Source organism: Chryseobacterium indologenes, assembly GCA_016025055.1.
Lineage (GTDB): Bacteria > Bacteroidota > Bacteroidia > Flavobacteriales > Weeksellaceae > Chryseobacterium > Chryseobacterium indologenes.
Genome location: CP065590.1, coordinates 3,087,176 through 3,104,941, shown reverse-complemented (window position 1 = coordinate 3,104,941; position 17,766 = coordinate 3,087,176). Strand labels below are relative to the sequence as shown.

The window sequence follows — 17,766 nt, the reverse complement described above, 5'->3', positions numbered from 1 at the left end:
TTCATAGTGTTTATGTTATGCAGTCATGGCGATTTCATCTTTTTCTTTTTTAAAATTTGTTACTCAATACAATTTCTGAGACACTTTTTCCCTGGGGAATCATAGGAAATACATTATGCTTTTTCCCTGTCATGACTTCAAGGAGAAAAGTTCCGTGGTGATGAAGCATTTCACGAAGTCCGTTTTCCAGATCTTCTCTTTGGGAAATTCTCTTTCCCTGAATATGATATCCTTTGGCGACCTGTACAAAATCTGGACTCTGAATATCTACTGAAGAGTATCTTTCTTCATGAAATAATTCCTGCCACTGTCTTACCATACCGAGATAGCAATTATTCAGGATTAAAATTTTCACCTCCGGATGATATTGCATGATTGTTCCCAGCTCCTGGATATTCATCTGCGCACCTCCATCTCCCATGATCGCTATCACCGGGCGACCTTTTGCTGCATAGCTGGCCCCAATTGCTGCCGGAAGACAAAATCCCATTGTTCCCAATCCCCCGCTTGTGACATTGGTACGGGAATACTTAAAACTTGAGTATCGGCAGGCAGCCATCTGATGTTGTCCTACATCTGTGACAATAATTGCTTCTCCTGCAGTCATTTCGTTGAGACACCTGATCACTTCCCCCATCGTAATTTCTCCTTCCCGAGGGTACAATTCATCCTGAATCAGATTAATACTTTCCACTTCATGGCAATCTTTAAATTTTGTATGCCAATCCTGATGTGCTCTATTTTGGATCAACTCAGTAAGAAGAGGGAGCGTATGTTTACAATTGCCAAGAACCGGTACATCTGCTTTTACATTTTTATTAATTTCAGCTTTATCAATATCAAAATGAATAATTTTTGCCTGTTTGGCGTATTGATCGAGCCTTCCTGTAACCCTGTCGTCAAAACGCATTCCTACGGCAACCAATACATCACATTCATTAGAAAGGACATTGGGTCCATAGTTTCCATGCATCCCCACCATTCCTACAGCCTGAGGATGATCAGTGGGAACAGCACTCATTCCCAACACCGTCCAGGCAACCGGAATTCCTGATTTCTCGACGAACTGAAGGAATTCTTTTTCAGCTTTTCCCAACAGAATTCCCTGACCAGCAATTACAAACGGCTTCTTTGCGGCATTAATCAAAGCTGCGGCTTTTTCGATGCTTTCCGAATCCGGAACCGGATCAGGCTTATAACTTCTCAAAGAATCACAAGGAGTGTATCCCTGGTATTCAACAGTTTGCAGCTGAGCGTTTTTAGTGACATCAATTAAAACCGGGCCCGGACGTCCTGATTTGGCAATATAAAATGCTTTGGCCAAGACTTCCGGAAGCTCACGGGCATCAGTGACCTGGTAATTCCATTTGGTCACAGGGCTGCTGATATTCATCACATCTATTTCCTGAAAAGCATCCGTTCCCAGAAGGTGTTCGAAAACCTGTCCTGTAATGCAGACTACTGGTGTATTATCGAGTAAGGCATCTGCCAGTCCTGTTATCAGATTTGTAGCACCTGGGCCACTGGTTGCCATTACCACACCGACTTCTCCCGAAACCCTTGCCAGCCCCTGCGCCGCGTGTACTGCGGCCTGCTCGTGTCGTACCAGAATGTGCTCAAGCTTATCTTTATAGTCGTAGAGGGCATCATAAATAGGAATGATAGCTCCTCCGGGATATCCGAAAATGGTCTTCACCCCTTCCTGAAGAAAAGCTTCAAGAATGATCCGACTGCCGCTAAGCTCTTTTTCTGTTGATAAATTCCAATTCGTCATTATTCTTTTATTTACATGATTTCGTCTGTTACACAACCTTCAGCTGCTGATGATACAGTGAGAGCATATTTATACAACAGTCCTTTTTTTACTTTTAATTCAGGCTTTTGCCATCCTTCCCTTCTTTTAGCGATTTCTTCTTCTGAAACTTTCAGTTGTATCGTATTGTTTACGGCATCGATTTCAATAAGATCATTGTCCTCTACGAAAGCAATCAATCCGCCTTCATGGGCTTCAGGAGTAATATGACCCACTACAAAACCGTGGGTTCCTCCACTGAATCTGCCATCGGTAATAAGTGCTACGCTGTTTCCAAATCCGGCTCCGATCAGTGCGCTTGTTGGTTTCAGCATTTCGGGCATTCCGGGAGCTCCTTTCGGGCCTTCATGCCTTATTACAATCACGTCTCCATGTTGTACTGTTCCGTCTCCAATACCCTGGATCAGATTCTTTTCTCCGTCAAAGACCCTTGCTTTTCCGGTGAACCGCTCACCTTCCTTCCCTGTTATTTTTGCAACACTTCCCTTTTCTGCAAGATTTCCGTATAAAATTCTGAGATGTCCTGTTTCTTTTACAGGTTGAGAAAGCGGTCTTATAATTTTTTGCTGACTAAAATCAAGATCAGGAACATTTTCCAGATTTTCTGCTATTGTTTTTCCGGTGACGGTAAGGCAGTCTCCATGCAGTAATCCTTCCTTCAGGAGATATTTCATGACAGCCGGCGTACCTCCGTGGTCATGCAAATCCTGCATCAGATATTTTCCGCTTGGTTTGAGATCTGCCAGAACGGGTGTACAATCGCTCATTTTCTGAAAATCATCCTGGGTAACGGATACTCCGACACTTTTAGCCATAGCAATAAAATGTAAAACGGCATTTGTACTTCCACCAAGAATTACAATTAAGCGAAGCGCATTTTCAAAAGCCTTTCGGGTCATGATATCGGAAGGTTTAATATCTTTTTCTAATAATATTTTAAGATATTTTCCTGCCTCCAGACATTCTTCTTTCTTTTCCTTACTTAAGGCAGGGTTTGAAGATGAGTACGGAAGGCTCATTCCCAGTGCTTCTATGGCCGAAGCCATGGTATTGGCTGTATACATTCCTCCGCAAGCTCCTGCTCCCGGACACGAGTTTTTAATTACTCCTTCAAAATCTTCATCCGTGATCTCCCCTGCAATTTTTTTTCCCAGCGCTTCAAATGCTGAAACTATATTCAATGATTCTCCTTTATAACAGCCCGGAGCGATTGTTCCTCCATAGACCATGATCGAAGGTCTGTTGAGTCTTCCCATCGCTATGAGCGTGCCCGGCATATTTTTGTCACATCCCGGTAAGGCAATGACGCCATCATAATACTGGGCTCCACAAATTGCTTCTATACTGTCTGCAATGACATCTCTGCTGACCAGTGAGTAGCGCATTCCGTCTGTGCCGTTACTCATTCCGTCACTTACGCCGATTGTATTAAAAATCAATCCAGCAAGACCATGATTCCAGGTTCCTTTTTTGACTACTTTTGCCAGATCATTTAAATGCATATTGCAGGTATTTCCGTCATATCCCATACTTGCAATGCCAACCTGGGCCTTCTGCATATCTTCCTCTGAAAAGCCTATTCCATACAACATCGCTTTTGCAGCAGGCTGCTCATTATTTTGGGTGAATGTTTTTGAATATTTATTCAACATATTTATCCTTTTTTTTATTTCTTCCTCTAAATAAGGTTCTGTTAGCGTTAAACAAATCCCTAGCTATCTATATCCGTTCGTTATAATCCGGTTCTTTTTACTATTCCCCGAGTTTCCTTACATGCGTTGTCTATTTCTCAGTAAAATTTTGAAAGTTTTAGATTTTCATAACGTATCAATGAAGCTTTTTCCTAAATTTTGGTTCAAAACTACAGCTTGTCATATTTTCCTTAATTTCGATTTTATTGAAAACTACAATATTCAATCGTTTATAAATAACACATAAAAAATTAACAATCAAATACTTATACTTTAAAAATCTACAATGACTAAAATCTTACTAATTTTAAATAAGCCTCCTGTACTTTATGACTTAGCGTATCTTCCCAATTTTTGGTAAAGGAAACATCATCCAATGAATCAAGAGCAACAATTTCTGCTGCGGTACCACAGAAAAAGCCTGCATCAGCACCACGCATTTCTTCGGGTTTAAAGAATGTTTCTTTCACGGGGATCTGAAGTTCATGACAGATTTCCATCACTGTTTGTCTGGTAATTCCGGGAAGGATACTTCCTTTGGCGGGAGTGAATAATGTACCGTCTTTTTCATAGAAAACATTGGCTCCTGAACTTTCGGCAACATTTCCGTTTTCATCCAGAACCAAAGCTTCATCGTAGCCTTTGTCTTTGGCATCCTGACAAGCAAGGATCGAATTCACATAATGCCCTCCTACTTTGGCTTCCACTTTAAAAGCTTTGGGATTCGGGCGTTGAAATTCTGAAGTCACGATCTTCATTTTATCTGCCAGATAACCGTTATTCCATTCCCATGCTAACAGGGAGAGGTAAGATTCTTTCCCTTTTGAAAGTGACATATTGGGTGAGCAGGTCACCAACGGACGGATATAAGCATCTGAAAATCCATTTTTCTCCAAAAGTTCATAGGTAAGATCTGTAAGCTGCTCTACAGAATATTCAAACGGAATATGCATCAGGTCGGCGGATCTTTTTAACCTTTCGTAATGTTCTTTTGCTTTAAAAATTTTCGTTCCGTTATCGGTACTGTAAGATTTAATTCCTTCGAAAACGGAGTATCCGTAGTGAAGAGATTGCCCGTAAAGATCGGTTCCGGCTTCTTTTGCTTTTCTGAAGTTACCGTTAAAATAGATGACCGTGTCGTCGTTGTAATACATGCTGTACTGGTTTAAAAAATTAACAAATGGAATAAAAAAAAGCCCTCTCACGCTGTGAGAGGGCCCGATATATGTAAAGTCATACACTTTCCTTCTCACAGACGCAAGGGAATAATAATGACGATAATAACTACGCTTAATAACTGATACATACTTTGTACAATAAAAAATTAAAATAAAAAAAGCCGTTTCAAATTGAAACGGCCTGTATATAATTTAAATTTAAAATCTATTTAAAATGCCGTTTCCTTACTGTTGTTAATGACAACAGCAATAATAGAAATGACGATGATATTTTTCTGATTCGTAAAATTCATGTTGCAAATGTATAAACTTTTTAATTACTCACAAGTTTTTTTAACACTTTTTATTTTTTTTGTAAAAAGTGCACTAAAGTTTCCTTTGCCTGAGCGACATCATGCACTCTCAAAATTTTGGCTCCCTGTTCAAGGACTGTCTGATGGAGTTTCTGAGTTTCTTCATTGATATCCATTGGTGACTTCCCTAGGGGTTTATAAATAAATGATTTTCTCGAAATCCCGATTAATAAAGGGAAATTTTCAAATCCAAGATACTTCACTTCATGGATCATTTTCATCTGATCTTCTACTGTTTTTCCAAAACCAAAACCAGGATCAAGAATTATATCTTTTACTCCCTTTTGCAAAAGTTCTGCTGTTTTTTGAGAGAAATACCTGTTGACTTCAAAGGTAATATCTGTAAATTTAATTTTGTCATGCATTGATTCGTAAGACGGATTTACATGCATTAAAATATAGGGAAGACCAGTTTCCGCGGCCGCATCAAACATCTGTGCATCATATTGTCCACCGGAAATATCGTTAATAATATCTATGCCTTCATTAAAGCCAAAGCGTACGGTCTCTGCATAAAATGTATCCAGAGAGATCAATGTGTGAGGAAATTCTTTTTTGATCTGGGAAATGGTATTCCCGATTCTTTGTATTTCTTCCTGACTGGTCAAAAACTCTGCATTCGGGCGTGTGGATTGTGGTCCAATATCCAGAATTTCGGCGCCTTCACTCAATAGCTTTTCCGCATGTTCCAATGCCCTTTTTTCTGTGTTAAACTTTCCACCGTCCGAAAAGGAATCAGGAGTCAGATTGAGAATTCCCATGATTTTTGGAGTATCAAGCTGTACCAAACGGCCGTTGCAGTTGATTGAGTAAGTTGGGTTGTCGGAGGGTTGGAGAATTGGAGGATTGGAGAGCATAAGAGCAAGATTTATCTGCTGCAAAATTAATAAATTGTACCTGAAACACGAAGATCAGTGTAAAGAATCGGATCCTTTTTACCGGTGGCTGCAAACCCTTACAGCTTAACGTTCCTATTCTCAGACTCTCAAATACTCCCACCTTCCCTCTCACCTCCGTACTTTGCTACCAATCTAAAACAATTCGTATATTTGGAAGATTAAGAAAATTTATGCTAAAAACATCAGTACAGTTCGAGAAAGTTATCAGTCAGTGTCGTGACCTTTTCAGTAAAAAGCTACAGGATTACGGGGCAGCATGGAGGGTTTTGCGACCGAGTTCCATTACGGATCAGATTTATATTAAAGTCAACAGAATCCGTACATTGCAAATGACCGATAAAAAGATGGTAGATGAAAGTGAGGAGGATGAATTTATTGCAATTGTCAACTACTCTATCATTGGTCTTATTCAGCTTGAAAAAGGGTTTTCCAATGATTTCAACGAAAATAAAGAAGAGATCATAAGTCTGTATGACAAATATGCTCATGAAGCCCAGGCTTTAATGGAGCGAAAAAATCATGATTACGGTGAGGCGTGGAGAGATATGAGAATTTCTTCCATCACAGATCTTATTTATCAGAAAGTACTGAGAACGAAGCAGATTGAGGATAACCAGGGCAAAACGATTGTTTCTGAAGGTCTTGATGCCAATTATTTCGACATGCTGAACTATGCTGTTTTCTGTCTGATTAAGTTCTCGGAAAAAGAAAATCAATTCGAACCCAAAACTATTTAATATGATCAAAGGTTTATTACGCTTTATTATCGCAGTTATTTTTATCCTGTCCGGCTTTGTGAAAGCTGTGGATCTTGTGGGATTCTCTTTCAAAATGGAGGAATATTTTTCACCTGCTGTATTCAACATGCCGTTTTTTGAAAAATTTGCGTTGCTGTTTTCAATTATTGTTGTTGTACTCGAGCTTTTCCTCGGATTTATGTTGTTGCTTAAACTGAAGCTAAAATTGACCTTATCAGCATTGATAGCGCTTTGTGTGTTCTTTGGATTCCTTACATTCTATTCTGCCTATTTCAATGTGGTTACAGATTGCGGATGCTTCGGAGACGCTATTAAATTTACGCCTTGGCAGAGTTTCTTTAAAGATGTTGCTCTTTTGGTGGGACTTATCCTTCTGTTTGCTCTGTATAAAAAGATTTCCGTAAAACGGATGAGTACGGAAGCAGTAAAAAGAATCTACAGGCAAGTTCAAATATGCTCTTTTCGCTGTATTTTCTTTGGGAATGATTTACATTATGGCTCAAGGAATTATGCATGAACCTATCATCGATTTCCGTGATTATAAAGTTGGAACAGATATTAAAGGAGAAAAAGAAAAAATCAATAAAAATCCTTCTGAATATAAGACCTTTTATTCTCTGAAAAATCAAAAAACAGGAGAAATTTTAAAGGTAAACCAGGATGATTACATCAAAGAAACGAAATACTGGGCAGAAGGTTCTCCATGGAAGATTGAAGAAGGAAAAAATGAATCTGTTCTTGTAAAAGAAGGATATAAATCTGAGATTGTAAAATTCAAGATTGAAGATCCTGCGGGAATGGAACTTACGGATGAGATCATCAAAGCTCCGAAAGCTGTTTTAGTATTTTCTTATCATCCGAAAGAGTTTTCTGCCGATCTTCTTCAAAAGGTAGAAACCAAAGTCAATACTCAGAAAGGAGCAGTTATATATGGCGTTTCAACAGATCAGAATACTTTTAAAACGATTAAAAATGCCATGATGGACGGTACTGCTATTAAAACCATTGCAAGAAGCAACCCGTTTGTTCTGATTCTTCAAAATGGAAAAATTGTAGATAAACAGCCTGCAAAGGATTATATAAAGTAAGAAATAATCGGGAGACGTAAACACTAAACTATAAATTCAAAAAAACAATGCAAAAATCAAATAAATCAATTGCAGGATACCACTTATTAATGATCCTTTCTTCTGTAGACGGAGAGTTTGCTCCGGAAGAAGGGATGCTTGTACAACAATATCTTGCTGACGAATTTCCTTTCAGAATGAATCTTGACAATGAACTTGAAACCCTTGCTCTTTTACAGCCTGAGGAATGGAAAGATCATTTTGAATTTCATGCAAGATGCTTCCTGGATGATTCTACAGAAGATGAGCGTGTAAAGTTTGTTCAGTTTGCCAAATCACTTATCAAAGCAGATAATAAAGTAACTGAAGAGGAGCATACATTCTATATTCTGCTGAAGAATCTTTGGGGGATTGCGTAATATTTTGCTCGCAGATTTCGCAGATCACGCAGATTATTTATTATGACAGAAAACGAAATTTCATATATCGTACGAAAATCTGTTTTCAATGTATATAACCAGTTAGGACCTGGTTTATTGGAATCTGTATATCAAAAAATACTGATTTATGAATTAGAAAAAAATGATCTGAATGTTAAATCCGAAGTTATACTTCCTGTTTATTATGATGACAAAAAGTTTGATATCAATTTTAAAATTGACATTTTAATTGAAGATAAGGTCATTCTGGAATTGAAATCGGTAAAAGAATTAGATAACGTTCACTATAAACAATTGAATACTTATTTAAAGTTATCTGATAAAAAATTAGGATTATTGATTAACTTCAATACGGCAAATATATTAGACAGTATAAAAAGAGTTGTAAACAATCTATAAATGTGTATTATGACTCCAATAATCTGCTCAATCAATCTAATCAGCGAGAGATAAAAAAGCCCTCAGATTATCTGGTGAGAAAGAATAAAAAGTAAATAAATCAATATAATAAATCTTATGAGAAGAAAAATAGTTGCAGGCAACTGGAAAATGAACAAAAATGTAATTGATGCACAACAATTGATGATTCAGTTACTAAGCTATAAAAATAACAATACTACCAACTGTGAGGTTTGGATTGCTCCCCCTTCATTATACCTGATGATGGCCAAAGACATCTTTGAAAAGGATGAAATCGGGGTATTTTCCCAGGACATGAGCGAGCATGAGAGCGGTGCCTATACCGGAGAAATCTCTGCAGATATGCTTGAATCTATCGATGCAACCGGCTCATTAATCGGACATTCTGAAAGAAGACAATACCACGGTGAAACAGATTCTCACTGCAACAGAAAGATTAAACTGGCTCTTGACAAAGGTCTTATTCCTGTGTATTGCAACGGGGAAACTCTTGAGCAAAGAAAAGCAGGAGAGCACTTTGAAGTGGTAAAAAACCAGACTGAAGTTGCTCTATTTACCCTTTCTGCTGAAGAAATTAAGAAAGTGGTTATCGCCTACGAGCCTGTATGGGCTATCGGAACAGGAGAAACAGCGAGTCCTGAGCAAGCTCAGGAAATCCACGCTCACATCAGAAGCATTATTGCTGCGAAATACGGACAGGAAGTTGCTGACGAAGTTTCTATCCTTTACGGAGGTTCTGTAAAACCGGATAATGCTAAAGAAATTTTTTCACAACCGGATATTGACGGTGGTCTTATCGGTGGAGCTGCCTTAAAACTGGAAGATTTCTCTAAGATTATTGAAGCTTTTAACTAATCCTGTCATGGTAAGTTTTGGCTGAAGCCGATGGAATATTGTATTTTTGAAAACGGGCTAAAGCCCGCTATGATGGAAAATGTTATTCCCAACTCCAAATAAAAACGGCGAACAAAATGTTCGCCGTTTTCTTTAAAAAAATCTAATTACTGAATATCGACTATGTACATAGTTCCTTTGTCTACTTTACCTGTTTTAGGTAATATTTTTGCTTTCGGGTTTCCGTTTCCATCATCTACCACTCCGAAATCATCATCATTGAAAACGGCCAGTTTATTATTTCCCAGATAAACTATTCCTTCAAACTTATCATGTTCATATCCCAGTTTTGCCACAAGATCTACCGCTAACGTTTTAGTTACAGTTTTTATTCCCGCTGTATTTAATTCGTCCCAGGTGCATTCTTCCAGTGCTTTATTATTCACTTTCATTCCGTCAACAGCATTTATATCGGTTCCTGTAACATCTGTAGCTGCGCTGATATTGATTCTGTATACTTTTTTAATTCCTCCTTGTGATCCGAAGTTTCCATCTCTTTCGATTACCAGGAATTCGGTGTTGCTTAATGCTGTAATATCACAAACAGAATCTGAGCCACCGCCCTCCTGTTTATATAAAAACTGTTTGGTCTGACCTGTAACCGTGTCAAAAGTTACAATTCTGGTTAACGTTGTATTTTTTGCGGCAGCTTTGCTCGGGACATACATCATAGACTGGATTGTACCAACTAAGGTTCTACCATCCGGTGTAAGGCAAAGTCCTTCCATTCCTCTGTTGGCTCTTCTTTTGGCCAATACAGCAGGAAGTTTTCTGGTGCCTGTATTCACGCCGACCGGGCTTATTCTTTCCATTTCAACTCCCTCTGCACTGTAATGTACGATATGAGGTCCGTATTCATCGGAAACCCAGAATGTACCGTCCGGAGCTGCGACAATACTTTCACTGTCCAACCCATATTTATCAGTTCCCAGAACGTTTCCGGATGCATCGTAAGCTACTTCACCCGTACTTCCCATTCCTACCGGGTTGGGTAATCCGGTGATCGGTTGACCGGATGGATTCTTAAGTTTTATATATTGAATGACTTCTACTTTTCCTTCTGCATTGATCTTAAAATGCATAATGGTTGGGGTAAAATTAGGAGTCAGAAATTTCTTTCCGTTTAAATAATCTGTATTGGGTCCTCTATCGGTAATCACATAAAATTCTCCCTTTCTGGAAGGGTGAGCTGCGGCTCCGGAGCCGAATCCGCCATTGATCACATCTACTCCATTGATTGTTGCCAACGTGGAAAAAGGAAATTCCTGAGGAAGTTTTGAGTAATTAATATCCTGGTTATTGGAATGGTCATCATCTTTGCTGCACGATATTCCTACCGTTACTACCAGCACTGATAATAATAGTTTTTTCATAATACTTTTTATGGCGCGAAAGTATAAATTGATTGTAAACTGATCTTGAACACAATGATAATTGTATTTTAACAATGAAATTTCTACAATAAATTAAAGATAAACAACAAAAAATAAAAATTAACGTAATAAATTAATGACTTTGCTTTAATTTACCATGAATCAGCTAAATTCATAATTTAGTCATTTTGGGAGTTACTGACCACCCCGTCAAATCTACGATTTGACACCCCGCCGGAGGGGAATTATCACGTCTTCAATTTGATCCATGTAGATAACAGGATAAGGCTAATCAGTCAGAAGGATTTTATGTATAAAAAATCAAAATTTGACAAAAAAAACGCACCAAATTGGTGCGTTTTTTCATGATGTGACCATCACTTATTTTTTCTCTGTAGATCTCTGTAAAACCTCATCTACCATTCCGTAGCCTTTAGCTTCTTCAGAAGTCATCCAGTAATCTCTGTCAGAAGATTTCTCCACCCACTCATACGTCTGTCCTGAGTGGTGACCGATAATTTCGTACAACTCCTGCTTCAATTTCAGCATTTCTCTTAAGTTGATTTCCATATCAGAAGCCACACCTTGTGCCCCTCCTGAAGGTTGGTGGATCATTACTCTTGAGTGCTTAAGAGCAGAACGTTTTCCTTTTTCTCCGGCAACCAGTAATACGGCTCCCATTGAAGCAGCCATACCTGTACAGATTGTCGCTACGTCTGGTTTAATGATCTGCATTGTGTCATAAATTCCAAGTCCTGCGTATACACTTCCTCCGGGAGAATTAATATAAATCTGAATATCTTTTGAAGGGTCTGCACTTTCCAAGAATAAAAGCTGCGCTGTAACGATATTTGCTACCTGATCATCAATTCCTGTTCCCAGGAAGATAATCCTGTCCATCATCAGACGGGAGAAAACGTCCATCTGAGCAACGTTTAATCTTCTTTCTTCCATGATGTACGGAGTAAGATTCGTCGGGCCATACATGCCCATATACTGATCGGTAACCAAACCGTTGTTTCCTAAATGTTTTACAGAGAAATCTCTGAATTCCTTTTTAATGTCCATATTTCTATTATGTATTATTTTAACAAATATTCGTGAAGGTTAAATTACAATATTTATTCCTAAAATTTAATAGGACTTTTTGTCACAATATCCTTCAACGTTTTGCTGATCTATCTTTTTCTATCCACATAGATTCCTTTGATAGGCGAATACTCGATGATATTGCTCAATCGCATGGAAGCCTGTTTCAGTAGGGTGATTTTTTTGATCAGCTCATAGTATTTTCCTTCATCGGTATTGCTGTATTGATCCAGTTCTTTTGCAGTTTCTTTGATCAGATAGTCAATGTACCTGTATTTATGCAGCAAAACATCGCCTGTAATCTGATCTGCTACTTTATCTCCGTAGTTTGGGGGATAAATATTCCGGGAAGCCCAATTTTCAAGCTCGTCTAAAGGGATCAGGGCATCTACAACTTTTGAGGTAATTTCTTCATCCATAAAAGATACGAAAAAGTTTCCACTCCTCAACTCCTCTTTCTGAATTCCCTCTTTTACCTGATTGATAATAATCTCATTTCCTTTAACTAAAAATGCATATTGCTCTTCTTCAAAATGATGCAGAATTTCTTCGATAACCGTGATCTGATATTCTTCATTATTTTCAGTCCTGCGTTTCAGAACAATATCTCCGAACGCAAGCATGTGCTCAACAAGCTTATTTTCCATAAACAATACCTCAAATAAGAAAGGATCTTCTTTTTCCTGATCCAAGGGAACAATCTCCATTTTCGGAGCTTCCTTTTCTTTTTGCTGCTGCTGAACATGATGGGTCTGGTTCTGAGTAATCTGTTTCTGAACATCCAGCTCATTGAAAAGACTTTGCTCTGAAAGTCCAAATTTATTGGAAACTTCCTTAAGGTATACTTCCCTTTTCAGGGCATTCTGTACAAAGGAAACAGATTTTACAATATCACGGATCGCTTCAGCCTTTTTTATCGGGTCATTTCCGATATCTTTCAGCAGGATTTCCGCCTTAAAATCAATGAAGTCCATCGCTTCATTTTCGATGTATTTCTCTACATAATCCTGCGGATGTTTTCGGGCGAAAGAATCCGGGTCATCACCATCCGGGAATAAAAGTACACGGATGTTCATCCCTTCTGTCAGCAACATGTCGATACTTCGGAAACTCGCTTTAATACCGGCGTTATCACCATCGAAAAGAATCGTCACATTTTCTGTAAGCCTTTTTATCAGCTTGATCTGCTCTGTTGTCAGGGAAGTTCCGGAACTTGCCACCACATTTTCAATTCCCGACATATGAAGTGAGATCACATCCATATATCCCTCAACCAATAGACAGGCATTTTTCCTTGAAATAGACTGTTTACTTTGATTTAATCCGTAAAGGACATTAGATTTATGATAAATCTCAGTTTCCGGTGAGTTGAGATATTTGGCTGTTTTAACATTACTTTTAAGAATTCTGGCCCCAAAGCCCAACACCCTTCCTGAAAAACTATGAATAGGGAAAATCACCCTTTCGCGGAAACGGTCAACTCCGGCAGGTGTATTTTCAGGAAAAATGGAAAGTCCCGATTTCTCCAGAATCTCTTTGGTGTACCCTTTTTCCAGGGCATATTGGGTAAAGGCATTTTTCTTTTCCGGAGAATATCCCAACTGAAATTTCCTGATGATGTCATCTTTAAGTTCTCTTTCCTTAAAATACGACAGTCCTATACTTCTTCCATCAGCATCATCCCAAAGCACTTCCTGAAAATAGGTATTGGCAACTTCGTGGATTTTATATAAGAGATCTTTCTCTGTCTGGGCATTTTTGGCTTCTTCGGAGATCTCTCTTTGATCTTCTTCGATTTCAATTCCATACTTTTTGGCTGCATGGCGCAATGCTTCAGGATAGGTAAAGTTTTCAATTTCCATCAGGAAAGAGATCGCCGTTCCTCCTTTTCCTGTAGAGAAATCTTTCCAGATCTGTTTACTTGGCGAAACAACAAAACTTGGAGATTTTTCCTCATGAAACGGGCTGAGTCCTTTATAATTAGACCCCGCTCTTTTCAACTGCACATATTCGCCCACAATCTCTTCAACACGGATTGTAGAAAATATTTTATCAATGGTCTGCTTAGAAATCATACTGCAAAAATACACATTAAAAAAAACACGGCAATTATATAAGTGTAGTATATATTTGATGTGTTTTATGATTATTTTTGCAACAAATTAGCCTATGCAATTTACAATACATACAATAGAAGACTGGCAGGAAGTAGTAGACAGTATCCTTCCTCAGCTGCAACATAACATCCTTTTATTAAAAGGAAATCTGGGAGCAGGAAAAACCACGTTTACCCAGTTTTTACTTAACAACCTAGGAAGTGAAGATGAAGTAAACTCTCCTACCTATTCGATTGTCAATGAATACAATACATCAAAAGGAAAAATCTACCATTTCGATTTGTATCGTCTGAAAAATATTGAAGAAGTTTATGATATCGGTATCGAAGAGTACCTGGACAACTCTTTTCTATGTATTATTGAGTGGCCGGAAGTATACGAAGAAGAACTTTACGGTCTCAAGTACCACACAATGAGTATTGTGAATACCGGTGAAAGCAGAGAAATCTTATTCGATTAAATATTATGTATCTTTGCTTATTAATTCAACAGTAAATAACAATCTGTAAGACATAATTTAATTTAAGGATGAGTACAAACATTTTTACTCCTTTCACAGAAGAAGAATTGATGCCGAAAGAGGAAAAATTGGAGGTGATAAAAAAAGGAAAACAATTCAGTATTGGAATACCTAAGGAAACCTGTCTTAACGAAAGGAGAACCTGCATTACTCCTGACGCCGTACAGGTGTTGGTAGAGCACGGCCATGAGATCATTGTAGAATCAGGAGCCGGTCAGGGTTCATTTTTTACAGACTTACAGTATTCTGAATCCGGGGCAAAGATCACGAATGATCCTAAGGAAGCCTTCGGGCAGGACCTTATCCTAAAGGTCAATCCTCCTACAGAAGACGAGATTGATTTTATGAAACCTAATACCTATCTGGTTTCAGCGCTTCAGATCAACCTTAGAGAAAAATCCTATTTCTTAAAGCTTGCAGAGAAGAAAATCAATGCCATTGCTTTTGAATTTATCGTTGACGAATACAAACAACTTGCCTTGGTACGACTCATCGGCGAGATTGCGGGAACTGTTTCTATTTTATATGCATCAGAACTACTGGCTCTTTCCAACGGTTTAATGCTGGGAGGAATTACAGGAGTAAGACCTGCAGAAGTAGTTATTCTGGGAGCCGGAATCGTAGGTGAATTTGCTACAAAAGCAGCCATTGGCCTGGGTGCCAGTGTAAAGGTTTTCGATAATTCTTTATCAAAATTAAGAAGACTTCATACCATGGTAGACAGCCGTGTTCCGACTTCAATCATTGATCCTAAAGAGCTGAGCAAAAGTTTAAGACGAGCAGATGTAGTAATAGGAGCTCTTCCGAGATTGAATATGACCCCGATCGTCACTGAAGATATGGTGATGAAAATGAAAAAAGGCAGTGTCATCATTGATATTACCATAGACAACGGTAAGGTGATTGAAACCTCTGAACTGACTACCATGGAAAATCCTTATGTGATCAAACACGGGGTGATTCATTGCGGACTTCCCAACCTTACGTCTAGAATGCCTAGAACTACCACAAAGGCCATTTCGAATTTCTTCCTTTCCTATATATTAAATTATGATGAAGAAGGCGGTTTTGAAAACATGCTGATCCGCAAAAATGAAATGAAGCAGAGTTTATATATGTACAAGGGAAGACATACTAAAAAGATCATCTGTGACCGTTTCGGACTTACGTACCACGATATCAATCTTTTAATTTTCTAATGAAAAAACTGAAATTTTATGCCATAGGCTTCGTTCCGGGGCTTTTACTCGTATTTTTTATTTTAAACAAGAAGGGAGCCAGCTGCAGCGGATATTTACCGAATAGCCGTGTCATTGCAGAAACCCTTTCCAAAGAATTTAAATATTCTGAACAGGCTAAAGCCGCTATGAGCACTTACAGAATTGATGAAAAATTTGTAAAAGACAGCATCATCACAGAAGGAAAAGTAGATTTTGACCGAAGCCAGGCACAAAAAAAACCATGTCCGGGATATACGATCGTCTACCCTGAAAAAAAGCCTATCTATGAGATCACTTTTGAAAAATGTGAAGAAAGTGTAACCATAAACGGGCTAAAAAAACTTAAATAGTCTTTATAACTACTGATATATGGGAGGCAATTACTACATGATCCATGATTATCTGATATTCATCGGAGTTTTTGCCATTTTCTTTTTCTGACGACCAGTATTTACCTTTTTAATGAGCATCAGAAAGCCAAAAAGAAAAACACCCAGTTATCAGAAAGCAATAAAATTATTGAACAGCGTCTGAATGAAGTACGCCTGGAACATATCGGTACGAAACTGAATCCGCATTTATTTAAAAACATCCTTAATTCGGTGCAGTCTCATGCGTATCAGACGTATATGTCTCTGGATAAACTGGCTAATGTGCTGGATTATATTTTATATGAAAGCAATAATAAATATGTAAGTCCAAAAGAGGAACTGAATTTCGCTTTAAATCTGATTGAGATCAATAAGATCAAGATCAATCCTCTTTTTGATTTCAGGATTAAATCCAGGATCAATAAATCTGATTCTCTGTATGAAGAGAAGGTTTTTGCTCCTTTAATATCTGTGGATCTTATTGAAAATGCTTTCAAACATACTGATTTTCTTGCACAGGATTCTTTTATTTCCATTCATCTGGAGCTTGAAAACGGGATTTTCACGATGAAAGTGGGCAACAAAGCTTCCTTAAGAAATAGTCTGGAAAAAGAAAAAAGTGGCTTTGGAAGTCAGTCTTTGGATCAGAGGCTTAAGATGATCTACAGCTCTTATTATTCACTCGAAAAGAGTTCAAAAAACGGTATCTTCACAGCAGAATTAAAAATCAATTTAGGTGAATTCTATGATAAAATGCGTTATTCTGGATGATGAATTACTAGCCATCAGCTATTTAAAGCTTTTGTGCGAACAGATCGACGATGTGGAAGTGGTAAAAGCATTCAACGATCCTAAACTCTTTCTGAAAGAAATACATCATCTTGACTGTAATCTTTGTATTCTTGATATTGAAATGCCTGGGATGACAGGCCTTCAGGTCGCAGAACTGATCTCCGGTTCAAAAAAAATAATTTTCACCACTGCCTATAAAGAATATGCTGCAGAAGCTTTTGATCTTAATGTTGTCGATTATGTAAGGAAGCCCATCAAAAAAGAACGCCTGATGCAGGCATTTGAAAAGGCCAAAGAACAGATCGAGATTCCGCAGAAAAAAGCATTCATTGAGTGGAATACCAATATCGGGAAAACTATTATTCTTACTGAACAGATCGTATATATCAAAACCTCGGAAATCGACAGCAGAGACAAAGATATCACCCTGAACGACGGAACGACGATTGTACTGAAAAACCTCAATTTTAAAAATCTGCTTGAAATGCTTCCTGCCAAGGATTTTGCACAAGTTAATAAGAAAGAGATCATTGCCCTCTCTGTGATAAAAGTATTTACCACCAGCGAAATAATAACCAGCATACACACCGAGGGTGAAAATTTCCTTAAACTACAGATCGGTGACACCTACAAAAACTCACTAATGGAGCTGTTTGGAAAATAGACTTTTCAAACATTTCAGGTTTCATTACAGAAAACTTTCGCTTTATTACACATGCCCTTTTTAAAACATCCGACGGATGTACTTTTACTGCGAATTAATTGATTTTA

General features: G+C 38.1%; 15 protein-coding genes and 2 pseudogenes. 10 read left to right on the top strand and 7 right to left on the bottom strand.

What is annotated here, in order from left to right; all coding sequences use genetic code 11:
* Positions 1 to 49: 49 nt before the first annotated feature.
* The 4 genes from ilvB to folP all read right to left on the bottom strand — a co-directional run bounded on the left by ilvB (position 50) and on the right by folP (position 5,796).
* Positions 50 to 1,774, bottom strand: a complete 1,725-nt coding sequence (gene ilvB / locus H3Z85_14325; protein QPQ50614.1) for a biosynthetic-type acetolactate synthase large subunit — start codon at positions 1,772 to 1,774, stop codon at positions 50 to 52.
* An 11-nt stretch (positions 1,775 to 1,785) separates the two neighbouring features.
* Positions 1,786 to 3,465, bottom strand: a complete 1,680-nt coding sequence (ilvD, locus tag H3Z85_14320; GenBank protein QPQ50613.1) for a dihydroxy-acid dehydratase — start codon at positions 3,463 to 3,465, stop codon at positions 1,786 to 1,788.
* A 329-nt stretch (positions 3,466 to 3,794) separates the two neighbouring features.
* On the bottom strand, positions 3,795 to 4,658 hold the full coding sequence (gene ilvE, locus H3Z85_14315; GenBank protein QPQ50612.1) for a branched-chain-amino-acid transaminase: 864 nt from the start codon (positions 4,656 to 4,658) through the stop codon (positions 3,795 to 3,797).
* A gap of 367 nt (positions 4,659 to 5,025) precedes the next feature.
* Positions 5,026 to 5,796 carry a dihydropteroate synthase gene (folP, locus tag H3Z85_14310; GenBank protein QPQ53903.1) on the bottom strand — a complete coding sequence of 257 codons (771 nt, stop codon included), beginning with the start codon at positions 5,794 to 5,796 and terminating at the stop codon, positions 5,026 to 5,028.
* Between the two features lie 308 nt (positions 5,797 to 6,104).
* Here folP and H3Z85_14305 point away from each other — a divergent pair, with 308 nt between their 5' ends.
* From H3Z85_14305 to H3Z85_14285, 5 genes and pseudogenes are all read left to right on the top strand, one after another.
* The gene (locus H3Z85_14305; GenBank protein QPQ50611.1) at positions 6,105 to 6,671 is read left to right on the top strand and encodes a DUF1599 domain-containing protein; all 567 of its coding nucleotides are present in this window, start codon (positions 6,105 to 6,107) and stop codon (positions 6,669 to 6,671) included.
* Between the two features lies 1 nt (position 6,672).
* A pseudogene (locus H3Z85_14300) lies at positions 6,673 to 7,780 on the top strand (DoxX family protein).
* Positions 7,781 to 7,827: 47 nt separating this feature from the next.
* On the top strand, positions 7,828 to 8,178 hold the full coding sequence (locus tag H3Z85_14295; GenBank protein QPQ50610.1) for a TerB family tellurite resistance protein: 351 nt from the start codon (positions 7,828 to 7,830) through the stop codon (positions 8,176 to 8,178).
* Between the two features lie 42 nt (positions 8,179 to 8,220).
* On the top strand, positions 8,221 to 8,598 hold the full coding sequence (locus H3Z85_14290) for a GxxExxY protein (GenBank protein ID QPQ50609.1): 378 nt from the start codon (positions 8,221 to 8,223) through the stop codon (positions 8,596 to 8,598).
* A 117-nt stretch (positions 8,599 to 8,715) separates the two neighbouring features.
* Positions 8,716 to 9,474: a triose-phosphate isomerase gene (locus tag H3Z85_14285; GenBank protein QPQ50608.1), complete on the top strand. Its 759-nt coding sequence runs from the start codon at positions 8,716 to 8,718 to the stop codon at positions 9,472 to 9,474.
* 146 nt (positions 9,475 to 9,620) lie between these two features.
* Here the strand turns inward: H3Z85_14285 and H3Z85_14280 are convergent, their stop codons facing one another.
* From H3Z85_14280 to H3Z85_14270, 3 genes are all read right to left on the bottom strand, one after another.
* A complete protein-coding gene (locus H3Z85_14280; protein ID QPQ50607.1) occupies positions 9,621 to 10,886 on the bottom strand; it encodes an esterase-like activity of phytase family protein in 1,266 nt (421 codons plus the stop codon).
* A 381-nt stretch (positions 10,887 to 11,267) separates the two neighbouring features.
* Positions 11,268 to 11,954, bottom strand: coding sequence for an ATP-dependent Clp endopeptidase proteolytic subunit ClpP (gene clpP / locus H3Z85_14275; GenBank protein QPQ50606.1), 687 nt, complete (start codon positions 11,952 to 11,954; stop codon positions 11,268 to 11,270).
* A 110-nt stretch (positions 11,955 to 12,064) separates the two neighbouring features.
* A complete protein-coding gene (locus tag H3Z85_14270; GenBank protein ID QPQ50605.1) occupies positions 12,065 to 14,050 on the bottom strand; it encodes a DNA primase in 1,986 nt (661 codons plus the stop codon).
* A gap of 94 nt (positions 14,051 to 14,144) precedes the next feature.
* On the opposite strand from H3Z85_14270, the gene tsaE reads away from it, so the two are divergent.
* The 5 genes and pseudogenes from tsaE to H3Z85_14245 all read left to right on the top strand — a co-directional run bounded on the left by tsaE (position 14,145) and on the right by H3Z85_14245 (position 17,659).
* Positions 14,145 to 14,552: a tRNA (adenosine(37)-N6)-threonylcarbamoyltransferase complex ATPase subunit type 1 TsaE gene (tsaE, locus tag H3Z85_14265; GenBank protein ID QPQ50604.1), complete on the top strand. Its 408-nt coding sequence runs from the start codon at positions 14,145 to 14,147 to the stop codon at positions 14,550 to 14,552.
* Between the two features lie 68 nt (positions 14,553 to 14,620).
* Positions 14,621 to 15,811, top strand: coding sequence for an alanine dehydrogenase (locus H3Z85_14260; protein ID QPQ50603.1), 1,191 nt, complete (start codon positions 14,621 to 14,623; stop codon positions 15,809 to 15,811).
* Positions 15,811 to 16,182 (top strand): hypothetical protein, encoded by a 372-nt coding sequence (locus H3Z85_14255; protein QPQ50602.1) that lies wholly within the window; start codon positions 15,811 to 15,813, stop codon positions 16,180 to 16,182. The genes H3Z85_14260 and H3Z85_14255 overlap by 1 nt, the downstream gene beginning before the upstream one ends.
* Positions 16,183 to 16,201: 19 nt before the next feature.
* Positions 16,202 to 16,974 (top strand): annotated as a pseudogene (locus H3Z85_14250) (histidine kinase).
* Positions 16,949 to 17,659: a response regulator transcription factor gene (locus tag H3Z85_14245; GenBank protein QPQ53902.1), complete on the top strand. Its 711-nt coding sequence runs from the start codon at positions 16,949 to 16,951 to the stop codon at positions 17,657 to 17,659. The pseudogene H3Z85_14250 and the gene H3Z85_14245 overlap by 26 nt, the downstream one beginning before the upstream one ends.
* The last annotated feature ends 107 nt before the right edge of the window (positions 17,660 to 17,766 follow it).